13 protein-coding genes are annotated in these 15,841 nt (G+C 71.3%); 9 read left to right on the forward strand and 4 right to left on the reverse strand.

Annotated elements, in window-relative coordinates; genetic code table 11:
* A complete protein-coding gene (locus JIW86_RS24790) occupies window positions 1–1,230 on the reverse strand; it encodes a hypothetical protein (RefSeq protein WP_257556099.1) in 1,230 nt (409 codons plus the stop codon).
* Window positions 1,231–1,464: 234 nt separating this feature from the next.
* On the opposite strand from JIW86_RS24790, the gene mtrA reads away from it, so the two are divergent.
* The 6 genes from mtrA (at window position 1,465) to JIW86_RS24820 (ending at window position 8,739) form a co-directional block, all read left to right on the forward strand.
* The gene (gene mtrA / locus JIW86_RS24795) at window positions 1,465–2,154 is read left to right on the forward strand and encodes a two-component system response regulator MtrA (RefSeq protein ID WP_189747360.1); all 690 of its coding nucleotides are present in this window, start codon (window positions 1,465–1,467) and stop codon (window positions 2,152–2,154) included.
* 1 nt (window position 2,155) lies between these two features.
* A complete protein-coding gene (gene mtrB, locus JIW86_RS24800; protein WP_406366963.1) occupies window positions 2,156–4,120 on the forward strand; it encodes an MtrAB system histidine kinase MtrB in 1,965 nt (654 codons plus the stop codon).
* Window positions 4,104–6,008 carry an LpqB family beta-propeller domain-containing protein gene (locus tag JIW86_RS24805; RefSeq protein ID WP_257556101.1) on the forward strand — a complete coding sequence of 635 codons (1,905 nt, stop codon included), beginning with the start codon at window positions 4,104–4,106 and terminating at the stop codon, window positions 6,006–6,008. Before mtrB ends, JIW86_RS24805 begins: the two co-directional genes overlap by 17 nt.
* 64 nt (window positions 6,009–6,072) lie before the next feature.
* Window positions 6,073–6,789, forward strand: coding sequence for a ComF family protein (locus JIW86_RS24810; RefSeq protein ID WP_322975549.1), 717 nt, complete (start codon window positions 6,073–6,075; stop codon window positions 6,787–6,789).
* Window positions 6,790–7,099: 310 nt separating this feature from the next.
* Window positions 7,100–7,795, forward strand: coding sequence for a ribosome hibernation-promoting factor, HPF/YfiA family (gene hpf, locus JIW86_RS24815; protein WP_257559426.1), 696 nt, complete (start codon window positions 7,100–7,102; stop codon window positions 7,793–7,795).
* Window positions 7,796–7,986: 191 nt separating this feature from the next.
* On the forward strand, window positions 7,987–8,739 hold the full coding sequence (locus JIW86_RS24820; RefSeq protein WP_257556102.1) for a response regulator: 753 nt from the start codon (window positions 7,987–7,989) through the stop codon (window positions 8,737–8,739).
* A 36-nt stretch (window positions 8,740–8,775) separates the two neighbouring features.
* Here the strand turns inward: JIW86_RS24820 and JIW86_RS24825 are convergent, their stop codons facing one another.
* Entirely contained in the window at window positions 8,776–9,957 is a 1,182-nt protein-coding gene (locus JIW86_RS24825; RefSeq protein WP_257556103.1) for a winged helix-turn-helix domain-containing protein, read from the reverse strand.
* Between the two features lie 10 nt (window positions 9,958–9,967).
* Window positions 9,968–10,552, reverse strand: coding sequence for a GNAT family N-acetyltransferase (locus JIW86_RS24830; RefSeq protein ID WP_257556104.1), 585 nt, complete (start codon window positions 10,550–10,552; stop codon window positions 9,968–9,970).
* Between the two features lie 240 nt (window positions 10,553–10,792).
* Between JIW86_RS24830 and secA the strand changes: the two genes are divergently transcribed.
* Window positions 10,793–13,582, forward strand: coding sequence for a preprotein translocase subunit SecA (gene secA, locus JIW86_RS24835; RefSeq protein ID WP_257556106.1), 2,790 nt, complete (start codon window positions 10,793–10,795; stop codon window positions 13,580–13,582).
* Between the two features lie 199 nt (window positions 13,583–13,781).
* Here secA and JIW86_RS24840 read toward each other — a convergent pair whose 3' ends face one another.
* Window positions 13,782–14,246 (reverse strand): Rv3235 family protein, encoded by a 465-nt coding sequence (locus JIW86_RS24840; RefSeq protein WP_416237596.1) that lies wholly within the window; start codon window positions 14,244–14,246, stop codon window positions 13,782–13,784.
* Window positions 14,247–14,564: 318 nt separating this feature from the next.
* Here JIW86_RS24840 and JIW86_RS24845 point away from each other — a divergent pair, with 318 nt between their 5' ends.
* Together JIW86_RS24845 and JIW86_RS24850 are read left to right on the forward strand one after the other, a co-directional pair.
* The gene (locus JIW86_RS24845; protein ID WP_257556107.1) at window positions 14,565–15,065 is read left to right on the forward strand and encodes a DUF6912 family protein; all 501 of its coding nucleotides are present in this window, start codon (window positions 14,565–14,567) and stop codon (window positions 15,063–15,065) included.
* Window positions 15,062–15,730, forward strand: a complete 669-nt coding sequence (locus tag JIW86_RS24850) for an HAD family hydrolase (RefSeq protein ID WP_257556108.1) — start codon at window positions 15,062–15,064, stop codon at window positions 15,728–15,730. Before JIW86_RS24845 ends, JIW86_RS24850 begins: the two co-directional genes overlap by 4 nt.
* The last annotated feature ends 111 nt before the right edge of the window (window positions 15,731–15,841 follow it).

Genomic DNA, 15,841 nt, shown 5'->3' on the forward strand with positions numbered 1-15,841 from the left:
TCAGCCTCCGGTCGTGCCGTAGTTCTCGATGCCGGCCGCCCGGGCGAGCTCCAGGTCGAGTCCCTCGCGGCGGATGCGCTGGTCGACGTAGAGGAGGACGGTGACGCCGGCCTGGATCGGCATCACGATGGTCTGGGCGATGATCGCGCCGATGCCGGAGAGGATGAGCGCTCCCCAGGCGGTGGCGGCGGTGCCGTCCTCGATCCCGCCCAGGCCGCCGCCGAAGACGGCCATGCCGATCATCGTGAGCGGCCAGACGATGATCGCCGCGACGATGCCCGTGATGATGTTGGTGAGCAGGGTGATGCCGAAGATGCGCCACCAGGTGCCCTTGACCAGCTTGGAGGAGCGGCCGAGGGCCTTGAAGACGGTGGTCTTCTCCAGCATCAGCGCGGGCGAGGCCAGGCTGAACTTGATCCACAGCCAGGTGATCAGCGGGATCACGGCGAAGATGCCCACGGCGATCAGACCCGCGTTCCGGGTCAGGGCGCCGGGCACGATCAGCACGGCGGCCAGGAGGACCGCGCCGAGTCCCAGCAGGAGCGTCAGGCCGAACAGGCGCAGCAGCTGGGACCGGGACTCGCGCCAGGCGCCGGAGATCGTGGAGGTGTTGCCGAGCACGGCCCGGCTGTAGATCATCGTGAGCATCGCCGTGGCCACGATGCCGCCGAGGGCCGCGATGAACGAGGCTCCGATGAGGGCCCCCATGGCGACGGCGATGGAGTTCAGCGACTCCTCGAGGTCCGCCCCGGGCTCCGTCGCGACGGTGAGGTCCGACATCGCGTACTTCTGCGCGAGCAGGCTGAGCACCTGCACCACGGTGGCCACGACCAGCGTGATCGGCAGGACCGAGCGCCAGTGGGAGCGCATGGTGGCGACCGCGCCGTCCAGGATCTCGCCGAGGCCGAGCGGGCGCAGCGGGATCACGCCGGGCTTGGCGGCCGGGGGCTGGCCCCACTGGCCGGGGCCGCCCGGGTAGCCGTACTGGCCCCCGTACGGGCTTCCGTACTGGCCTCCGTGCGATCCCCAGCCCTGGCCCGGCTGCTGTGGCTGCTGCGGTGCCTGCGGAGGCGGGGTCTGGCCGGGGGTCGGGCTGGTCCACTGGCCGGGCGGCGGCTGCTCGGCGGACCACTTGGGGTCGCCGGTAACCGGCCGGTCGGTGGGCGCCCCGGGCCGCTCGCCGTCGGACGGATCGGATCCGGGCGTAGCCCAGCCCGGAGAGTCGTTCATCGTCGCTCCTTCACGTGCACCTGCTGCGGCGGGGGCGCTGGTCGCTGCCATCGTGCCACGTGGGGTACACGAACGGACCAGCGATCCCCCCGGATCATCGACAGCCCGTACCTTCAATTGTCACCCGGATCCGGGGCAGACTGGTCGACCTGATCTCCACGCAGGTCCGAGGGGCGATTTCCAGCCCTTTTGGCTGTGGGACAGCTCACCGCCAGGTAACGATTAGCTAATGGGATGATGTCAACCATGAAGGGACGCGTCCTTGTCGTCGACGACGACACCGCGCTGGCCGAGATGCTCGGCATTGTGCTGCGTGGAGAAGGTTTTGAGCCGTCGTTCGTTGCAGACGGTGACAAGGCACTTGCTGCCTTCCGGGAGGCGAAGCCGGACCTGGTACTGCTCGACCTCATGCTGCCCGGAAGGGACGGCATAGAGGTCTGCAGGCTGATCCGGGCCGAGTCCGGCGTGCCGATCGTGATGCTCACTGCCAAGAGCGACACGGTCGACGTCGTCGTGGGCCTGGAGTCCGGTGCCGACGACTACATCGTGAAGCCGTTCAAGCCGAAGGAGCTGGTGGCCCGCATCCGGGCCCGCCTGCGCCGGTCGGAAGAGCCCGCCCCCGAGCAGCTGGCCATCGGTGACCTCGTCATCGACGTGGCCGGGCACTCGGTCAAGCGGGACGGTGCTTCCATCGCCCTGACCCCGCTGGAGTTCGACCTGCTGGTCGCGCTCGCACGCAAGCCCTGGCAGGTCTTCACCCGTGAGGTGCTGCTGGAGCAGGTCTGGGGCTACCGGCACGCGGCGGACACCCGCCTGGTGAACGTGCATGTGCAGCGGCTGCGCTCCAAGGTCGAGAAGGACCCGGAGCGCCCCGAGATCGTCGTGACGGTGCGCGGTGTCGGCTACAAGGCCGGACCCAGCTGAGGTGCAGTCCGGCAAGGGCCGGGGCGGCTCCCGCTGGGGGAGCCTGCGGGCCGGCCGGCTGTTCCAGGACGGAACGCCCGGTGCCTCCGTGCTGCGGCTGTGCGTACGCCTCGTGCGCCGGCCGCTGCTTCCGGCTGTCCGGCTGTGGCGGCGCAACATGCAGCTCCGGGTGGTCGCCGCCACCCTGCTGATGTCGCTCGCCGTGGTCCTCGCGCTGGGCTTCGTCGTCATCGCGCAGGTCAGCAAGGGCCTCCTGGACGCCAAGGAGGAGGCGGCGCAGAGCCAGGCCGCGGGCGGGTTCGCGGTCGCACAGGAGAAGGCCAACGCCCCCGCGACCGTGGACGGGCCCGATGCCGCCGACAACAAGGTCGGGCTCGACGCCAGTACCTGGATGAACTCCCTCGTCAAACAGCTGGCCAGTGGCGGCCAGACCGCCTTCGAGGTGGTCGCGCTCGGCGCCGGCACCGGCGAGCAGGTCCTGCCCGGCACCCAGGGGGTCAAGGGCGCCCGCGCCTCGGGCAACGTGGATCCGACCGCCAGCGTGCCCGTCAACCTGCGCCGGGCCGTCAACCACTCCGCCGGCACCTTCAAGACCTTCTCGGAGATCCGGTACACCACCGGGGCCGGGGAGAAGGCCCCCGAGCCCGCGCTGGTCGTGGGCAAGCGGCTCACCGACATCAACGGGGACCCGTACGACCTGTACTACCTCTTCCCGCTCACCCAGGAGGAGGAGTCCCTCAACCTGGTCAAGAGCACCATCGCCACGGCCGGGCTGTTCGTCGTCGTGCTGCTCAGCGCCATCGCCTGGCTCGTGGTGCGCCAGATCGTCACGCCCGTACGGATGGCCGCCGGGATCGCCGAGCGGCTGTCGGCCGGGCGGCTCCAGGAGCGGATGAAGGTCACCGGTGAGGATGACATCGCGCGGCTGGGCGAGGCCTTCAACAAGATGGCCCAGAACCTCCAGAACAAGATCCAGCAGCTCGAGGACCTGTCGCGGATGCAGCGCCGGTTCGTCTCGGACGTCTCGCACGAGCTGCGCACCCCGCTGACGACGGTACGGATGGCCGCCGACGTCATCCACGACGCCCGGGTCGACTTCGACCCGATCACGGCGCGCTCCGCCGAGCTGCTCGCCGGGCAGCTGGACCGGTTCGAGTCGCTGCTCGCCGACCTGCTGGAGATCAGCCGGTTCGACGCGGGCGCGGCCGCCCTCGAGGCGGAGCCCATCGACCTGCGGGACGTCGTACGCCGCGTCATCGACGGGGCCGAGCCGCTCGCGGAGCACAAGGGCAGCCGGATCCGGGTGCTCGGCGACACCCAGCCCGTCATCGCCGAGGCCGACGCGCGGCGGGTGGAGCGGGTGCTGCGCAACCTGGTCGTCAACGCCGTGGAGCACGGCGAGGGACGCGATGTGGTGGTTCGGCTGGCGTCCGCGGGCGGGGCCGTCGCGGTCGCCGTACGGGACTACGGCGTCGGGCTCAAGCCCGGCGAGGCCACCCGCGTCTTCAACCGCTTCTGGCGGGCCGACCCGGCACGGGCGAGGACGACGGGCGGCACGGGCCTGGGCCTGTCCATCGCCGTCGAGGACGCCCGGCTGCACGGCGGCTGGCTGCAGGCCTGGGGCGAGCCGGGCGGCGGCTCGCAGTTCCGCCTCACCCTGCCGCGTACGGCCGACGAGCCGCTGCGGGGCTCGCCCATCCCGCTGGAACCCGAGGATTCCCGCGCCAACCGCGCCAGGGCCGTCGCCGATGCCGCGGGCAGCGCGGCGGACCGGCAGCAGCCGGCGGACGCGGGGGACCGGTCATCGATACCGCCGCGGTCGGCGGTGGCCTCGGCGCTGTCCGTACCCGCCGACCCGACGGCCCTGCCGGGCAGCGGAGCCAGGGTCGTGGCCCGTCCGGCCGAGCAGGCACCACAGGAGGATCGAACTGATGCCGAGGGCGATGCCGATGCCGACGGACGCTGAGGGGGCCGGGCCCGGGCCCGGGAGCGTGCGCGCCGCAGGCCGCGGCAGACGGCTGCGCACCCTGCGGGCGTACGCACTCGGGGTGGCCGCGCTGCTGCTGGCCGGGTGCGCCTCGATGCCCGACCACGGCGAGATCCGCAGGGTGCAGGCCTCGCAGGGCGTCGACTCCCAGGTCCGGGTGTTCGGCGTACCGCCCGCCGACAAGGCCAGCGCGGGCGAGATCGTCGACGGTTTCCTGGAGGCGATGACCAGCGACGACCCGCAGCTGGAGACCGCCCGCAAGTACCTCACCGAGGACGCCGCGAAGAGCTGGCGGCCCGGCTCCGCCGTCACCGTGCTCGCGGCCGGCCTCGACCGGTTCCCGGTCCGCACCGAGAAGGACCCCGAGGGGCCCCGCTGGAAGGTGACCGGCGAGAAGCTCGCGACCGTGGACGAGCGCAGTGCGTACCAGCCGGAGGCCGACGGCCCGAAGTACGAGGAGTTCCTCCAGCTGGTCCAGGAGGACAAGCAGTGGCGGATCTCGAGTCCGCCGAGCAGCCTCGTGCTGAGCGAATCGGACTTCCAGCGCATCTACATGCCGGTCAACAAGTACTACTTCGCGGGCGGCGCCCTGGTCGCCGATCCCGTGTACGTGCGCCAGCGCAGCGACCCCGATTCGCGGATGGATCCCACCACGCAGACCGTGCAGTCGCTGCTGGCCGGGCCGTCCAGGTGGCTCGGGCCGGTCGTCGAGTCCAGTTTCCCCACCGGGACGGAGCTGCGGCAGGGCACCAAGTCCCTTTCGTACGACGGCCAGAACACGTTGCGCGTGCCGCTCAACGACAAGGCCGACAACGTCGCGCAGCCGCAGTGCCAGAAGATGGCGACCCAACTCCTCTACACGGTCAAGGAGCTGACGGCCTCCCGGCTGGACCGGGTCGAACTGCTGCGCTCCGACGGCAAGTCCTCCTCGCTGTGCTCCGTGACCGAGGTGACGGCGGCCGTCATCGCCAACCGGCCCCATACGCCCGAGTACCAGTACTTCGTCGACAGCGAGAGCCGGCTGGTCCGGACGAAGCTCGACGTCACCGTCGAGGACCAGCAGCCGCGGGCCGAACAGGTGCCGGGGCCGCTGTCCACCGCTTCCGGCGCTCCCGGTTCGCCCGGCTCGCCCGGTTTCAAGGTCCTCTCCGCGGCCGTGTCCTACGACGAGCGGCGCGCGGCCGTGATCTCCGAGGACGGGCTGTACGTCGTGTCGATGACCGGATCCGGGGCCATGCCGCAGCCCTTGCTGCCCGGCAAGGGGAAGTCGAACACGCTGACCGCGCCCAGCTGGGACGCGGCGGGCGACCTGTGGGTCGCCGACCAGGATCCGCAGCACCCGGGGCTGTGGCGGGTGCCGGGCGGGACCGGGACCCCCGAGAAGGTGCAGGTGGCCGGGCTCGACGGGCGGATCACCTCACTGAAGGCCTCGTCCGACGGCGTGCGCATCGCGCTGCTCGTGGAGAAGGTGGGCGGCCGCAAGAACCTGTGGGTCGGGCGGATAGAACGGCCCGACGGCAAGGGGGACGTCTCGGCGGTGTCCGTGCGCGAGCTGCGCCGGGCGGCCCCGCAGATGGCGGACGTGACGGCGATGAGCTGGGCGCCGCGGGGCCGGCTGCTGGTGGTGGGCCGGGAGAGCGGCGGGGTCGTGCAGGCCCGCTACATGCTGGTGGACGGTTCGGTGGTGGCGGCGACCCTGCCCGGGGCCACCGGGCTCAGCGCGGTCGCGGTGGCAGCCTCGGAGGACGAGTCGAAGCCGAAGCCGGTGATGGGGTACTCGGCGGAGGACGGCATCGTGGTGCTGCCGCCGGGGGCGCAGTGGCGCACGGTGGCGGCCGGCGGCCGGGCCCCGGTGTACCCGGGCTGACCTGCGCGTCCGTGAGTTGTCCACAGGGCTGGCGGGTCCCGGTGGGGCCCGGCAGAGTGGAGGCATGCGGGGGTGGTGGCAGGAGCTCGCGGGGCTGGTCCTGCCGGTGGACTGCGCGGGCTGCGGGGCCGCGCGGGTGCTGCTGTGCGCCGGCTGCCGGGAGGCGCTGAGCGGGGCCGGGGCGGTGCGGGCGCGGCTGTTTCCGCGGCCCGAGGGGCTGCCGGTGGTGCATGCCGCCGCCGCGTACGAGGGGCCCGTACGAGCCGTCCTGCTGGCGCACAAGGAGCGCGGGGCGCTGCCGTTGGCCGGTGCGCTCGGCGCCGCCCTGGCGGGGGCGGTGCTGGCGGGCAGGGGTGGCTCTGGGGGTCCGTGGGAGCGCGAGATGGTCCTGGTGCCGGTCCCGTCGGCGCGGCGGCAGGTCAGGGCGCGCGGGCACGATCCCACGCGCAGGATCGCCCTGGCCGCGGCGGGGCGGCTGCGGCGGGCCGGTGTGCCCGCGCGCGTGGCGCCCGTACTGCGGCTGCGCAGGGCGGTGCGGGACCAGGCGGGGCTGGGGGCGCGGCAGCGCCGGGAGAACCTCGCGGGGGCGCTGGAAGCGTGCCCGGGCGCGGCGCGGCTGACGGACGGGGCCGTGCTCGTGCTCGTCGACGACCTGATCACCACGGGAGCCACGCTGGCCGAGGCGGCCCGGGCGGTGCGGGCGGCAGGTCTGGCCCAGGGGACAGCGCCCCGGGCCGCGGTGGTGGCCGCAACCCGGACAGACCAAAAATCTTGTGAATAGATTTGGAACTGCGTGGGAAGGCCCATCGTTGCAGGTAGTAAGAGTGGATGGCCACCGGAACGGAAGTACGTTCCGGTAGCGGGTGCCGACAACCGCCATAGAGGGATATGTTCGGTTGTGAGGACTGGCGAGCCTTCGGCCCCACGCATCGCTGTCGCTCGACTCCGAAATCGGTGGGGTGTAGATCTTGCCGATGGGGGAGGAGGAGGTGAAAGTCGCCAAGTCCGAGGCTCCGGCCTTCACCGGAGTCTGGTGCGAAAGGGAGACGCTTCGCCCCGTCGGGCGGAGCTATCCGGGAACGGAGTTCTGCGTGGACATCGTCGTCAAGGGCCGCAAGACCGAGGTGCCCGACCGGTTCCGCAAGCACGTGGCCGAGAAGCTGAATCCGGAGCGGATCCAGAAGCTCGACGCCAAGGTGATCAGCTTGGACGTCGAGGTGTCGAAGGAGCACAACCCGCGCCAGGCCGACCGTTCCGACCGCGTGGAGATCACTCTGCATTCGCGGGGCCCGGTGATCCGTGCCGAGGCCGCCGCCGCCGACCCGTACGCGGCGCTGGACCTGGCTCAGGACAAGCTGGAGGCCCGGCTGCGCAAGCAGCACGACAAGCGCTACACCCGCAGGGGCGCGGGCCGGATCTCGGCGGCAGAGGTCGCCGACGTAGTGCCGGACGCCGCGCAGCTGAACGCGAATGGCGAGCCGTTCTCCGAGGAGAAGGCGAACGGAGTTCCGATCACCCGGATCGGTTCCATCGAAGTGCAGGGCGAAGGCCCGCTCATCGTCCGCGAGAAGACCCACTCGGCCGCACCCATGTCACTCGACCAGGCTCTGTACGAGATGGAGCTGGTCGGACACGACTTCTATCTGTTCGTCGACTCCGAGACCAAGCTGCCCAGCGTTGTCTACCGACGTCATGCGTACGACTACGGCGTGATCCACGTGAACCCCGACGGGGCCTCCAGCTCGGAGCAGCCGCGCGGCGGTGCCGGGGGCGCGCTCGGCGGCTGAGCACCTCGTTTCGTTGCCCCCGCGGGACGTTCCGGCGTCCCGCGGGGGGCCTGTGTATGGCGCGTATGCGCCAGGCGGTCACCGGCAGCCCCCCGCGCCGTGCCGCGGGCATGGAATCATGGCGGGCAGTCAACCGTCGGCGCAGCCGGTCCGGTTGGCCCAGCAGCTCGGCACATGCAGGGGGAGGAACGATGGCGGACAGCTTCGGGCCGGTGCGCGGTGACGACGGTGCGGGCTGCCGTGAGGCGGACCCTGCGGCGGAGTCCGCCGACTCGTCGGCGGGGGAGCCCATCCGGGTCCTCGTGGTCGACGACCACGCGCTGTTCCGGCGCGGGCTGGAGATCGTCCTCGCGCAGGAGGAGGACATCCAGGTCGTCGGCGAGGCGGGGGACGGCGCGGAGGCCGTGGACAAGGCGGCCGACCTGCTGCCGGACATCGTGCTGATGGACGTACGGATGCCCAGGCGCGGCGGGATCGAGGCGTGCACCTCGATCAAGGAGGTGGCGCCCTCCGCGAAGATCATCATGCTGACGATCAGCGACGAGGAGGCGGACCTCTACGACGCGATCAAGGCGGGCGCGACCGGGTACCTCCTGAAGGAGATCTCCACGGACGAGGTGGCCACGGCGATCCGGGCGGTCGCGGACGGCCAGTCGCAGATCAGCCCGTCCATGGCGTCCAAGCTCCTCACCGAGTTCAAGTCGATGATCCAGCGGACCGACGAGCGGCGGCTGGTGCCGGCGCCGAGGCTGACGGACCGGGAGCTGGAGGTCCTGAAGCTGGTGGCCACCGGCATGAACAACCGTGACATCGCCAAGGAGTTGTTCATCTCGGAGAACACCGTGAAGAACCACGTGCGCAACATCCTGGAGAAGCTGCAGCTGCACTCCCGGATGGAGGCCGTGGTCTACGCGATGCGCGAGAAGATCCTGGAGATCCGCTAGCCGCCACCCGCTGCCGGCCGCTGCCCGTCGCCTGCTCTACCCGCGCCGCGCTCTGAGCTCCGCCGTGACGGCCTCCGCCTCCTGCGGGGTCCGGGCGCGCTCGACGCGCACCTCCTGGCACCCCACCCACCGGGCGGCCTCCCACAGGGCCTCGGCCATGGCCGCGGCCGCCCCGGGCGTCTCCAGGGAGAGCTGACGCGCCACCAGGGTGGTCCCCTCGCGGCCCGGGTCGACGCGGCCCCGCAGCTGCCCGCCCGCCAGCAGCGGCATCGCGAAGTACCCGTGTATCCGCTTCGGCTTGGGGACGTAGGCCTCCAGGCGGTGCGTGAAGCCGAAGATCCGCTCCGTGCGGGGGCGGTCCCAGACCAGCGAGTCGAAGGGGGAGAGCAGCGTCGTGCGGTGGCGGCCCCGGGGGGTCGTCGCGAGCGCCGCCGGGTCCGCCCAGGCCCGCTTCCCCCAGCCCTCCACCTCGACCGGGACCAGCCCGGAGTCCGCGATCACCGCATCGACCTGCTCCCCCTTGAGGCGGTGGTAGTCCGCGATGTCGGCGCGGGTGCCCACGCCCAGCGACTGCCCGGCCAGGGCGACCAGGCGGCGCATGCACTCGCGGTCGTCCAGGTCGTCGTGGAGCAGCGCCTCGGGCACGGCGCGCTCGGGGAGGTCGTAGACCCGTTTCCAGCCGCGGCGCTGGCTGCACACCACCTCGCCGGTGTCGAGCAGCCACTCCACCGCGATCTTGGTCTCGGACCATTCGAACCACTCGCCGCCGTTCTTGGCGCCGCCCAGCTCGCTCGAGGTCAGCGGGCCCTCGGCCCGGAGCCGGTCGAGGACCGCCTTCGTCGAGCGGTCCTTGTCCTGGAGGACGTGCCAGCGGTGCCCGCGCACCCGGTTGGCCCGGCGCCGGAAGGCGAAATGCGGCCATTCCTCGATGGGCAGGATGCAGGCCGCGTGCGACCAGTACTCAAAGGCGTGCCGGTCCGACCAGTACGCCTTCTCCACCGCGTCCCGGCCCACCGCGCCGAGGCGTGCGTACGGGATCAGCTCGTGCGAGCGGGCCAGCACCGAGATCGTGTCCAGCTGTACGGCGCCCAGGTGGCGCAGGACGCCGCGGACCCCGCCGCGCCGGTCGGGCGCGCCGAGGAAGCCCTGCGCGCGCAGGGCGATCCGGCGCGCCTCGTCGGCGGACAGGGACAGGGTCGGCTGCGGCAGGCTCGTCATGATCCGCAGCCTAGGACGCACCACTGACATCGGCGGGCAGGTACGGGAGGGCAGGGGTCAGGTCCAGGTCGGAGGGGAGCAGGGCGCCGATCCAGCAGTCGCGCGCGGTGTCGTTGCGGATCAGGCCGGCCCGCAGGACGCCCTCGAAGCGGAAGCCGACCTTCTCCGCGACCATGCGGGAGCCGGCGTTGCCGGCCTCGGCGCGCCACTCCAGCCGTACGACGCCCACCTCGGTGAAGGCCCAGCGGGCCACCGCGGCCACGGCCTCGGTCATGTAGCCCTGCCCGCGGTGTTCCTTCACCGCCCAGTAGCCGATCTCGTGCGAGTCCGTTCCGTGCACGTGCACGCCGACGGCGGCGACCAGCGGGCCGCCGGGCCCCAGGCGTACGGCGAAGGCGTACGCGGTGTTCTCGAGCCAGCCGTTCGGTACGACCTCGTTCACGAAGGCGTGCGCGTTCGCGCGCTCGTAGGGGGAGGGGACCAGCGTCCAGCGCTGGACATCGGGGTCCTGGCAGGCGGCGTACACCTCGTCCTCGTCAGAGGGGACGAAAGGCCGCAATTCCAGTCGGGCCGTGTTCAGTGTCGTGGGCTCCATGAACGGATTCTGGTCCCCGGACGCGTGCCGGGGGAACTCTTTTTCATAACCACGGGCAGGAACAGCGGCACCTTCGGCGCCCCCCGTACGTTCTCAATCCGGGCGCCCACGCCCTCGCGGCTACGGCGGACCTCCCGACGCGACCACGTCCTCGCTTACGATGGCCGTTGCGGTGGGGCCCACCTGCCGTGCCCGTGTACGAACAGTGCCCAGGCCCGACCGGCAAGGAGACAAACCTCGGTGTCCGTCTTCAACAAGCTCATGCGTGCAGGCGAAGGCAAGATCCTGCGCAAACTGCACCGCATCGCGGACCAGGTCAACTCCATCGAAGAGGACTTCGTCAACCTCTCCGACGCCGAGTTGCGGGCGCTCACGGACGAGTACAAGCAGCGGTTCCAGGACGGCGAGAGCCTGGACGACCTGCTGCCCGAGGCGTTCGCGACCGTGCGCGAGGCCGCCAAGCGCGTCCTCGGCCAGCGGCACTACGACGTCCAGATCATGGGCGGCGCGGCGCTGCACCTCGGCCACGTGGCCGAGATGAAGACCGGTGAGGGCAAGACCCTCGTCGGCACCCTGCCCGCGTACCTGAACGCGCTGTCCGGCAAGGGCGTCCACCTGATCACGGTGAACGACTACCTCGCCGAGCGCGACTCCGAGATGATGGGCCGGGTACACAAGTTCCTCGGCCTCGAGGTCGGCTGCATCCTGGCGAACATGTCGCCGGCGCAGCGCCGCGAGCAGTACAGCTGCGACATCACCTACGGCACGAACAACGAGTTCGGCTTCGACTACCTGCGCGACAACATGGCGTGGTCGCAGGACGAGCTGGTCCAGCGCGGCCACAACTTCGCCGTGGTCGACGAGGTCGACTCGATCCTGGTCGACGAGGCCCGTACCCCGCTGATCATCTCCGGTCCGGCCGACCAGGCCACGAAGTGGTACGGCGACTTCGCGAAGCTGGTCACCCGCCTGAAGAAGGGCGAGCCCGGCCAGCCGCTGAAGGGCATCGAGGAGACCGGCGACTACGAGGTCGACGAGAAGAAGCGCACGGTAGCCATCCACGAGGCCGGTGTCGCCAAGGTCGAGGACTGGCTCGGCATCGAGAACCTCTACGAGTCGGTGAACACCCCGCTCGTCGGCTACCTGAACAACGCGATCAAGGCCAAGGAGCTCTTCAAGAACGACAAGGACTACGTCGTCATCGACGGCGAAGTCATGATCGTCGACGAGCACACCGGCCGTATCCTCGCCGGCCGCCGCTACAACGAGGGCATGCACCAGGCGATCGAGGCGAAGGAAGGGGTGGACATCAAGGACGAGAACCAGACCCTCGCCACGATCACCCTGCAGAACTTCTTCCGCCTCTACTCGAAGCTGTCCGGCATGACCGGTACGGCCATGACCGAGGCCGCCGAGTTCCATCAGATCTACAAGCTCGGTGTCGTCCCGATCCCGACCAACCGCGACATGGTCCGCAAGGACCAGCCGGACCTGATCTACCGGACCGAGGTCGCGAAGTTCTCCGCCGTCGTCGACGACATCGCGGAGAAGCACGAGAAGGGCCAGCCGATCCTCGTCGGCACGACGTCGGTCGAGAAGTCCGAGTACCTCTCCCAGCAGCTCTCCAAGCGCGGCATCCCGCACGAGGTCCTCAACGCCAAGCAGCACGACCGTGAGGCGACGATCGTCGCCCAGGCCGGCCGCCGGGGCGCCGTCACCGTCGCCACGAACATGGCCGGCCGCGGTACCGACATCAAGCTCGGCGGCAACCCGGACGACCTCGCCGAGGCCGAGCTGCGCCAGCGCGGCCTGGACCCGGAGGAGCACATCGAGGAGTGGGCGCACGCCCTGCCCGAGGCGCTCACCAGGGCCGAGGCGGCCGTGAAGGCCGAGTTCGAGGAGGTCAAGGACCTCGGCGGACTGTACGTGCTGGGCACCGAGCGCCACGAGTCGCGCCGTATCGACAACCAGCTGCGCGGCCGCTCCGGCCGTCAGGGCGACCCGGGCGAGTCCCGCTTCTACCTGTCGCTGGGCGACGACCTGATGCGCCTGTTCAAGGCGCAGATGGTCGAGCGCGTCATGGCGATGGCGAACGTGCCGGACGACGTGCCGATCGAGAACAAGATGGTGACGCGCGCGATCGCGTCGGCCCAGTCGCAGGTCGAGACCCAGAACTTCGAGACGCGCAAGAACGTCCTGAAGTACGACGAGGTCCTCAACAGCCAGCGCGAGGTCATCTACCGCGAGCGCCGCCGCGTCCTGGAGGGCGAGGACCTCCAGGAGCAGGTCCGCTTCATGATGGACGACACCATCGACGCGTACATCGCGGCCGAGACGGTCGAGGGCTTCGCCGAGGAGTGGGACCTGGAGCGCCTGTGGGGCGCCTTCAAGCAGCTCTACCCGGTGAAGGTCACCATCGAGGAGCTGGAGGAGGCCGCGGGCGACCGGGCGGGCATCACCGCCGAGTTCATCGCGGAGTCCATCAAGGACGACATCCACGAGCAGTACGAGGCGCGCGAGAAGACCCTCGGCTCCGACATCATGCGCGAGCTGGAGCGGCGCGTGGTGCTGTCGGTGCTGGACCGCAAGTGGCGCGAGCACCTCTACGAGATGGACTACCTGCAGGAGGGCATCGGCCTGCGGGCGATGGCCCAGAAGGACCCGCTGGTCGAGTACCAGCGCGAGGGCTTCGACATGTTCAACGCCATGCAGGACGGCATCAAGGAAGAGTCCGTCGGCTACCTGTTCAACCTGGAGGTCCAGGTCGAGCAGCAGGTCGAGGAGGTTCCGGTGCAGGACGCGGCGCCGTCGCTGACGAAGGAGCCGGCCCGTCCGGAGATCCGGGCGAAGGGGCTGGACGCTCCGCAGCGGCCGGACCGGCTGCACTTCTCGGCGCCGACCGTCGACGGTGAGGGCGGTGTGGTCGAGGGCGACTTCGAGTCCGAGGCCGCCGGTGACGGCGACGGCATGACGCGGGCGGAGCGCCGCAAGGCGCAGAAGGCCTCCGGCGGGCGTCGCCGCAAGAAGTAACCCCTTCGGGGCTGATCCGCCGGCCGGGGCCGGGCACCGTACGCGGTGTCCGGCCCCGGCCGCGTTGCCGGGCCCGTGCGGCGCCGTTGCCGGGGCTCCGCCCCAGACCCTCCCCCAGACTCCGTCCGGGGGGACCCCCATCTCAAACGCCGGCGGGGCTGGGGGGTGCGGCGGGGCTGAAGGATCGGCGGCCCGTGCCTCAACGGCCGGCGGGGCCGGAGCCGCCGGGGCTCTGGATCTCGACCGCCGCGCAGCGCCAGCGCAGGTCCGGGCCCTGTTCCAGGCGGAAGGCCATCGCCGTCACCCGGTCGCCCGTGGCGATGCGGGCGAAGGCCTCGATGACGCCCGGGCCCGGGGTGAAGCGGCCGCACTGGCGGACGACCGGGCTCAGCCGGTCGCGGAGGTGCTCCGCCGGGGCCAGGGTGACCAGCTGCTGGTAGGCGGGGCCGACGGTGTGGCCGAGCAGGGAGTGGACGGGCCGCCGGCCGCTGACGACCGCCAGCAGGCGTTCGGCGAACCAGTGGTGGGGGCCGAGCCGCACGGCCCGCGGCGGGGCCGGCGGGCGCCGGGTGTCACGCCGGCCAGCAGGTCGGGTCCGGGACTGGCCGCCGGTCCGGCGTCGGGCCGCCTCGCCGCCGATCGTGCCGCGCATCGTGGTGTCCATCGCGATCTGCCCCCGAACAGTCCGGGCCCGGAGCGGTACCGGGCGGTAACTTGATGGGGATCTTCTACGGTCGGCCGAACACGCTCCGCAACCGCCGGTCACTCCGTTCCGGCCCCGGCCCCGGTTCACCTATCCGAGTGTCCGGCGGGGCTGCCCAGCGCCTCGGCGGCGGCCCAGAGGGACTGGGGTGGACGGGTGCAGGCTCAGCTCCCGCACCTCGAAGGGGGACGAGGCCGTCACCCGGAGGGGCGAGGGCTGCGTCGGAAAGCAGCGCGGTCGTATCCTGGGTGCGTTTCCGACTACCGAAAGCAGCCGGCCATGCGCGTGTACGTCCCCCTGACCCTCCCCGGGCTCGCCGAGGCGCACCAGGCGGGTGAGCTGGGCCCCGGCCCGCTGCGTGCGTACGCCGTCACCCCCGGGCTGCGCGAGTGGTACGTGTCGGACGACATCGAGGAGCTGGAGTACGCGGCCCTGAGCCGCGCCGCGGCCGCCTCGCTCCGGCTGATCGCCGCCGACCGGGCCGCGCCGCCCAGGCGCGTCGTCGTGGCCCTGGACGTCGCCGACAAGGCCGCCACCGCCACCCCCGGCGTGGACGAGGCCACCCTCGGCCAGGTCGCCCTCGCCGACGCCGTACGGCTCGCCGTGGCCGCCGCCGTGCACGTCGACGCCGACGACGCCGAGGCGGACGTGTCCGCCGCCGCGCGGGCCGTCGAGGCCGCCGACGGCGGGGACGGCGACGCGCAGTTCACCGTGGACGGCGCCGAGGACCACGAGCTGCTGTGGTTCGGGGTGCAGGAGATTCCGGGGCTGCTGAAGTGACCGGCCGGAGCACCCACATCGTCTGGGACTGGAACGGGACGCTGCTGCACGACATCGACGCCGTCATAGCCGCGACCAACGCCTCCTTCGCGGAGCTCGGTTTCGCGCCGATCTCCCTCGAGACCTACCGCGACCTGTACGTCGTACCGGTGCCCAAGTTCTACGAGCGCCTCATGGGGCGGCTGCCCACCGAGGACGAGTGGCTGGTCATGGACGACACCTTCCACCGGCACTACTGGGCCGCCGCCGAGGACGCCGGGCTCGCCGAGGGCGCCCGCGAGCTGCTCCAGGACTGGCAGCGCGCCGGGCTCACGCAGTCCCTGCTGTCCCTCGCGCCCCACGACAAGCTGGTACCGCTGGTCCGCTTCCACGGCATCGACGGGCACTTCCTGCGCGTCGACGGTCGGACGGGGCCCTCCCACACCAGCAAGGCGGGTCACCTCGTACGGCACATGGCCGCCCTGGACGGGACGGGCGTGACGGCCGACCGTACGGTCCTCATCGGAGACGCCGTGGACGACGCGCTCGCCGCGGCCCACGTCGGTGCCCGGGCCGTCCTCTACACGGGCGGTTCGCACAGCCGCAGCAGTCTGGAATCGGCCGGTGTGCCCGTCGTCGACACCCTGGCGGAGGCCGTCCTTACAGCTCGTGAACTGGCCGAATAGCGACTGCTCCGCCGCCTCGCCCCCGTTGCCGTCCCGTCGCTGTCCAGAACGTCAAAGTTAAACCTCAAGTTTTGTACACATCCATGACGTGTGTGGGGTGGGTGGAGATAG

The organism is Streptomyces sp. NBC_00162 (genome assembly GCF_024611995.1).
Lineage (GTDB): Bacteria > Actinomycetota > Actinomycetes > Streptomycetales > Streptomycetaceae > Streptomyces.

Bases quoted from the DNA above. Each gene is read 5' to 3' on its own strand.
- JIW86_RS24790 (WP_257556099.1), bottom strand. From the start codon at position 1,230: ATGAACGACTCTCCGGGCTGGGCTACGCCCGGATCCGATCCGTCCGAC.
- mtrA (WP_189747360.1), top strand. From the start codon at position 1,465: ATGATGTCAACCATGAAGGGACGCGTCCTTGTCGTCGACGACGACACC.
- JIW86_RS24805 (WP_257556101.1), top strand. From the start codon at position 4,104: ATGCCGACGGACGCTGAGGGGGCCGGGCCCGGGCCCGGGAGCGTGCGC.
- JIW86_RS24810 (WP_322975549.1), top strand. From the start codon at position 6,073: ATGCGGGGGTGGTGGCAGGAGCTCGCGGGGCTGGTCCTGCCGGTGGAC.
- JIW86_RS24820 (WP_257556102.1), top strand. From the start codon at position 7,987: ATGGCGGACAGCTTCGGGCCGGTGCGCGGTGACGACGGTGCGGGCTGC.
- JIW86_RS24825 (WP_257556103.1), bottom strand. From the start codon at position 9,957: ATGACGAGCCTGCCGCAGCCGACCCTGTCCCTGTCCGCCGACGAGGCG.
- JIW86_RS24830 (WP_257556104.1), bottom strand. From the start codon at position 10,552: ATGGAGCCCACGACACTGAACACGGCCCGACTGGAATTGCGGCCTTTC.
- JIW86_RS24840 (WP_416237596.1), bottom strand. From the start codon at position 14,246: ATGGACACCACGATGCGCGGCACGATCGGCGGCGAGGCGGCCCGACGC.
- JIW86_RS24845 (WP_257556107.1), top strand. From the start codon at position 14,565: ATGCGCGTGTACGTCCCCCTGACCCTCCCCGGGCTCGCCGAGGCGCAC.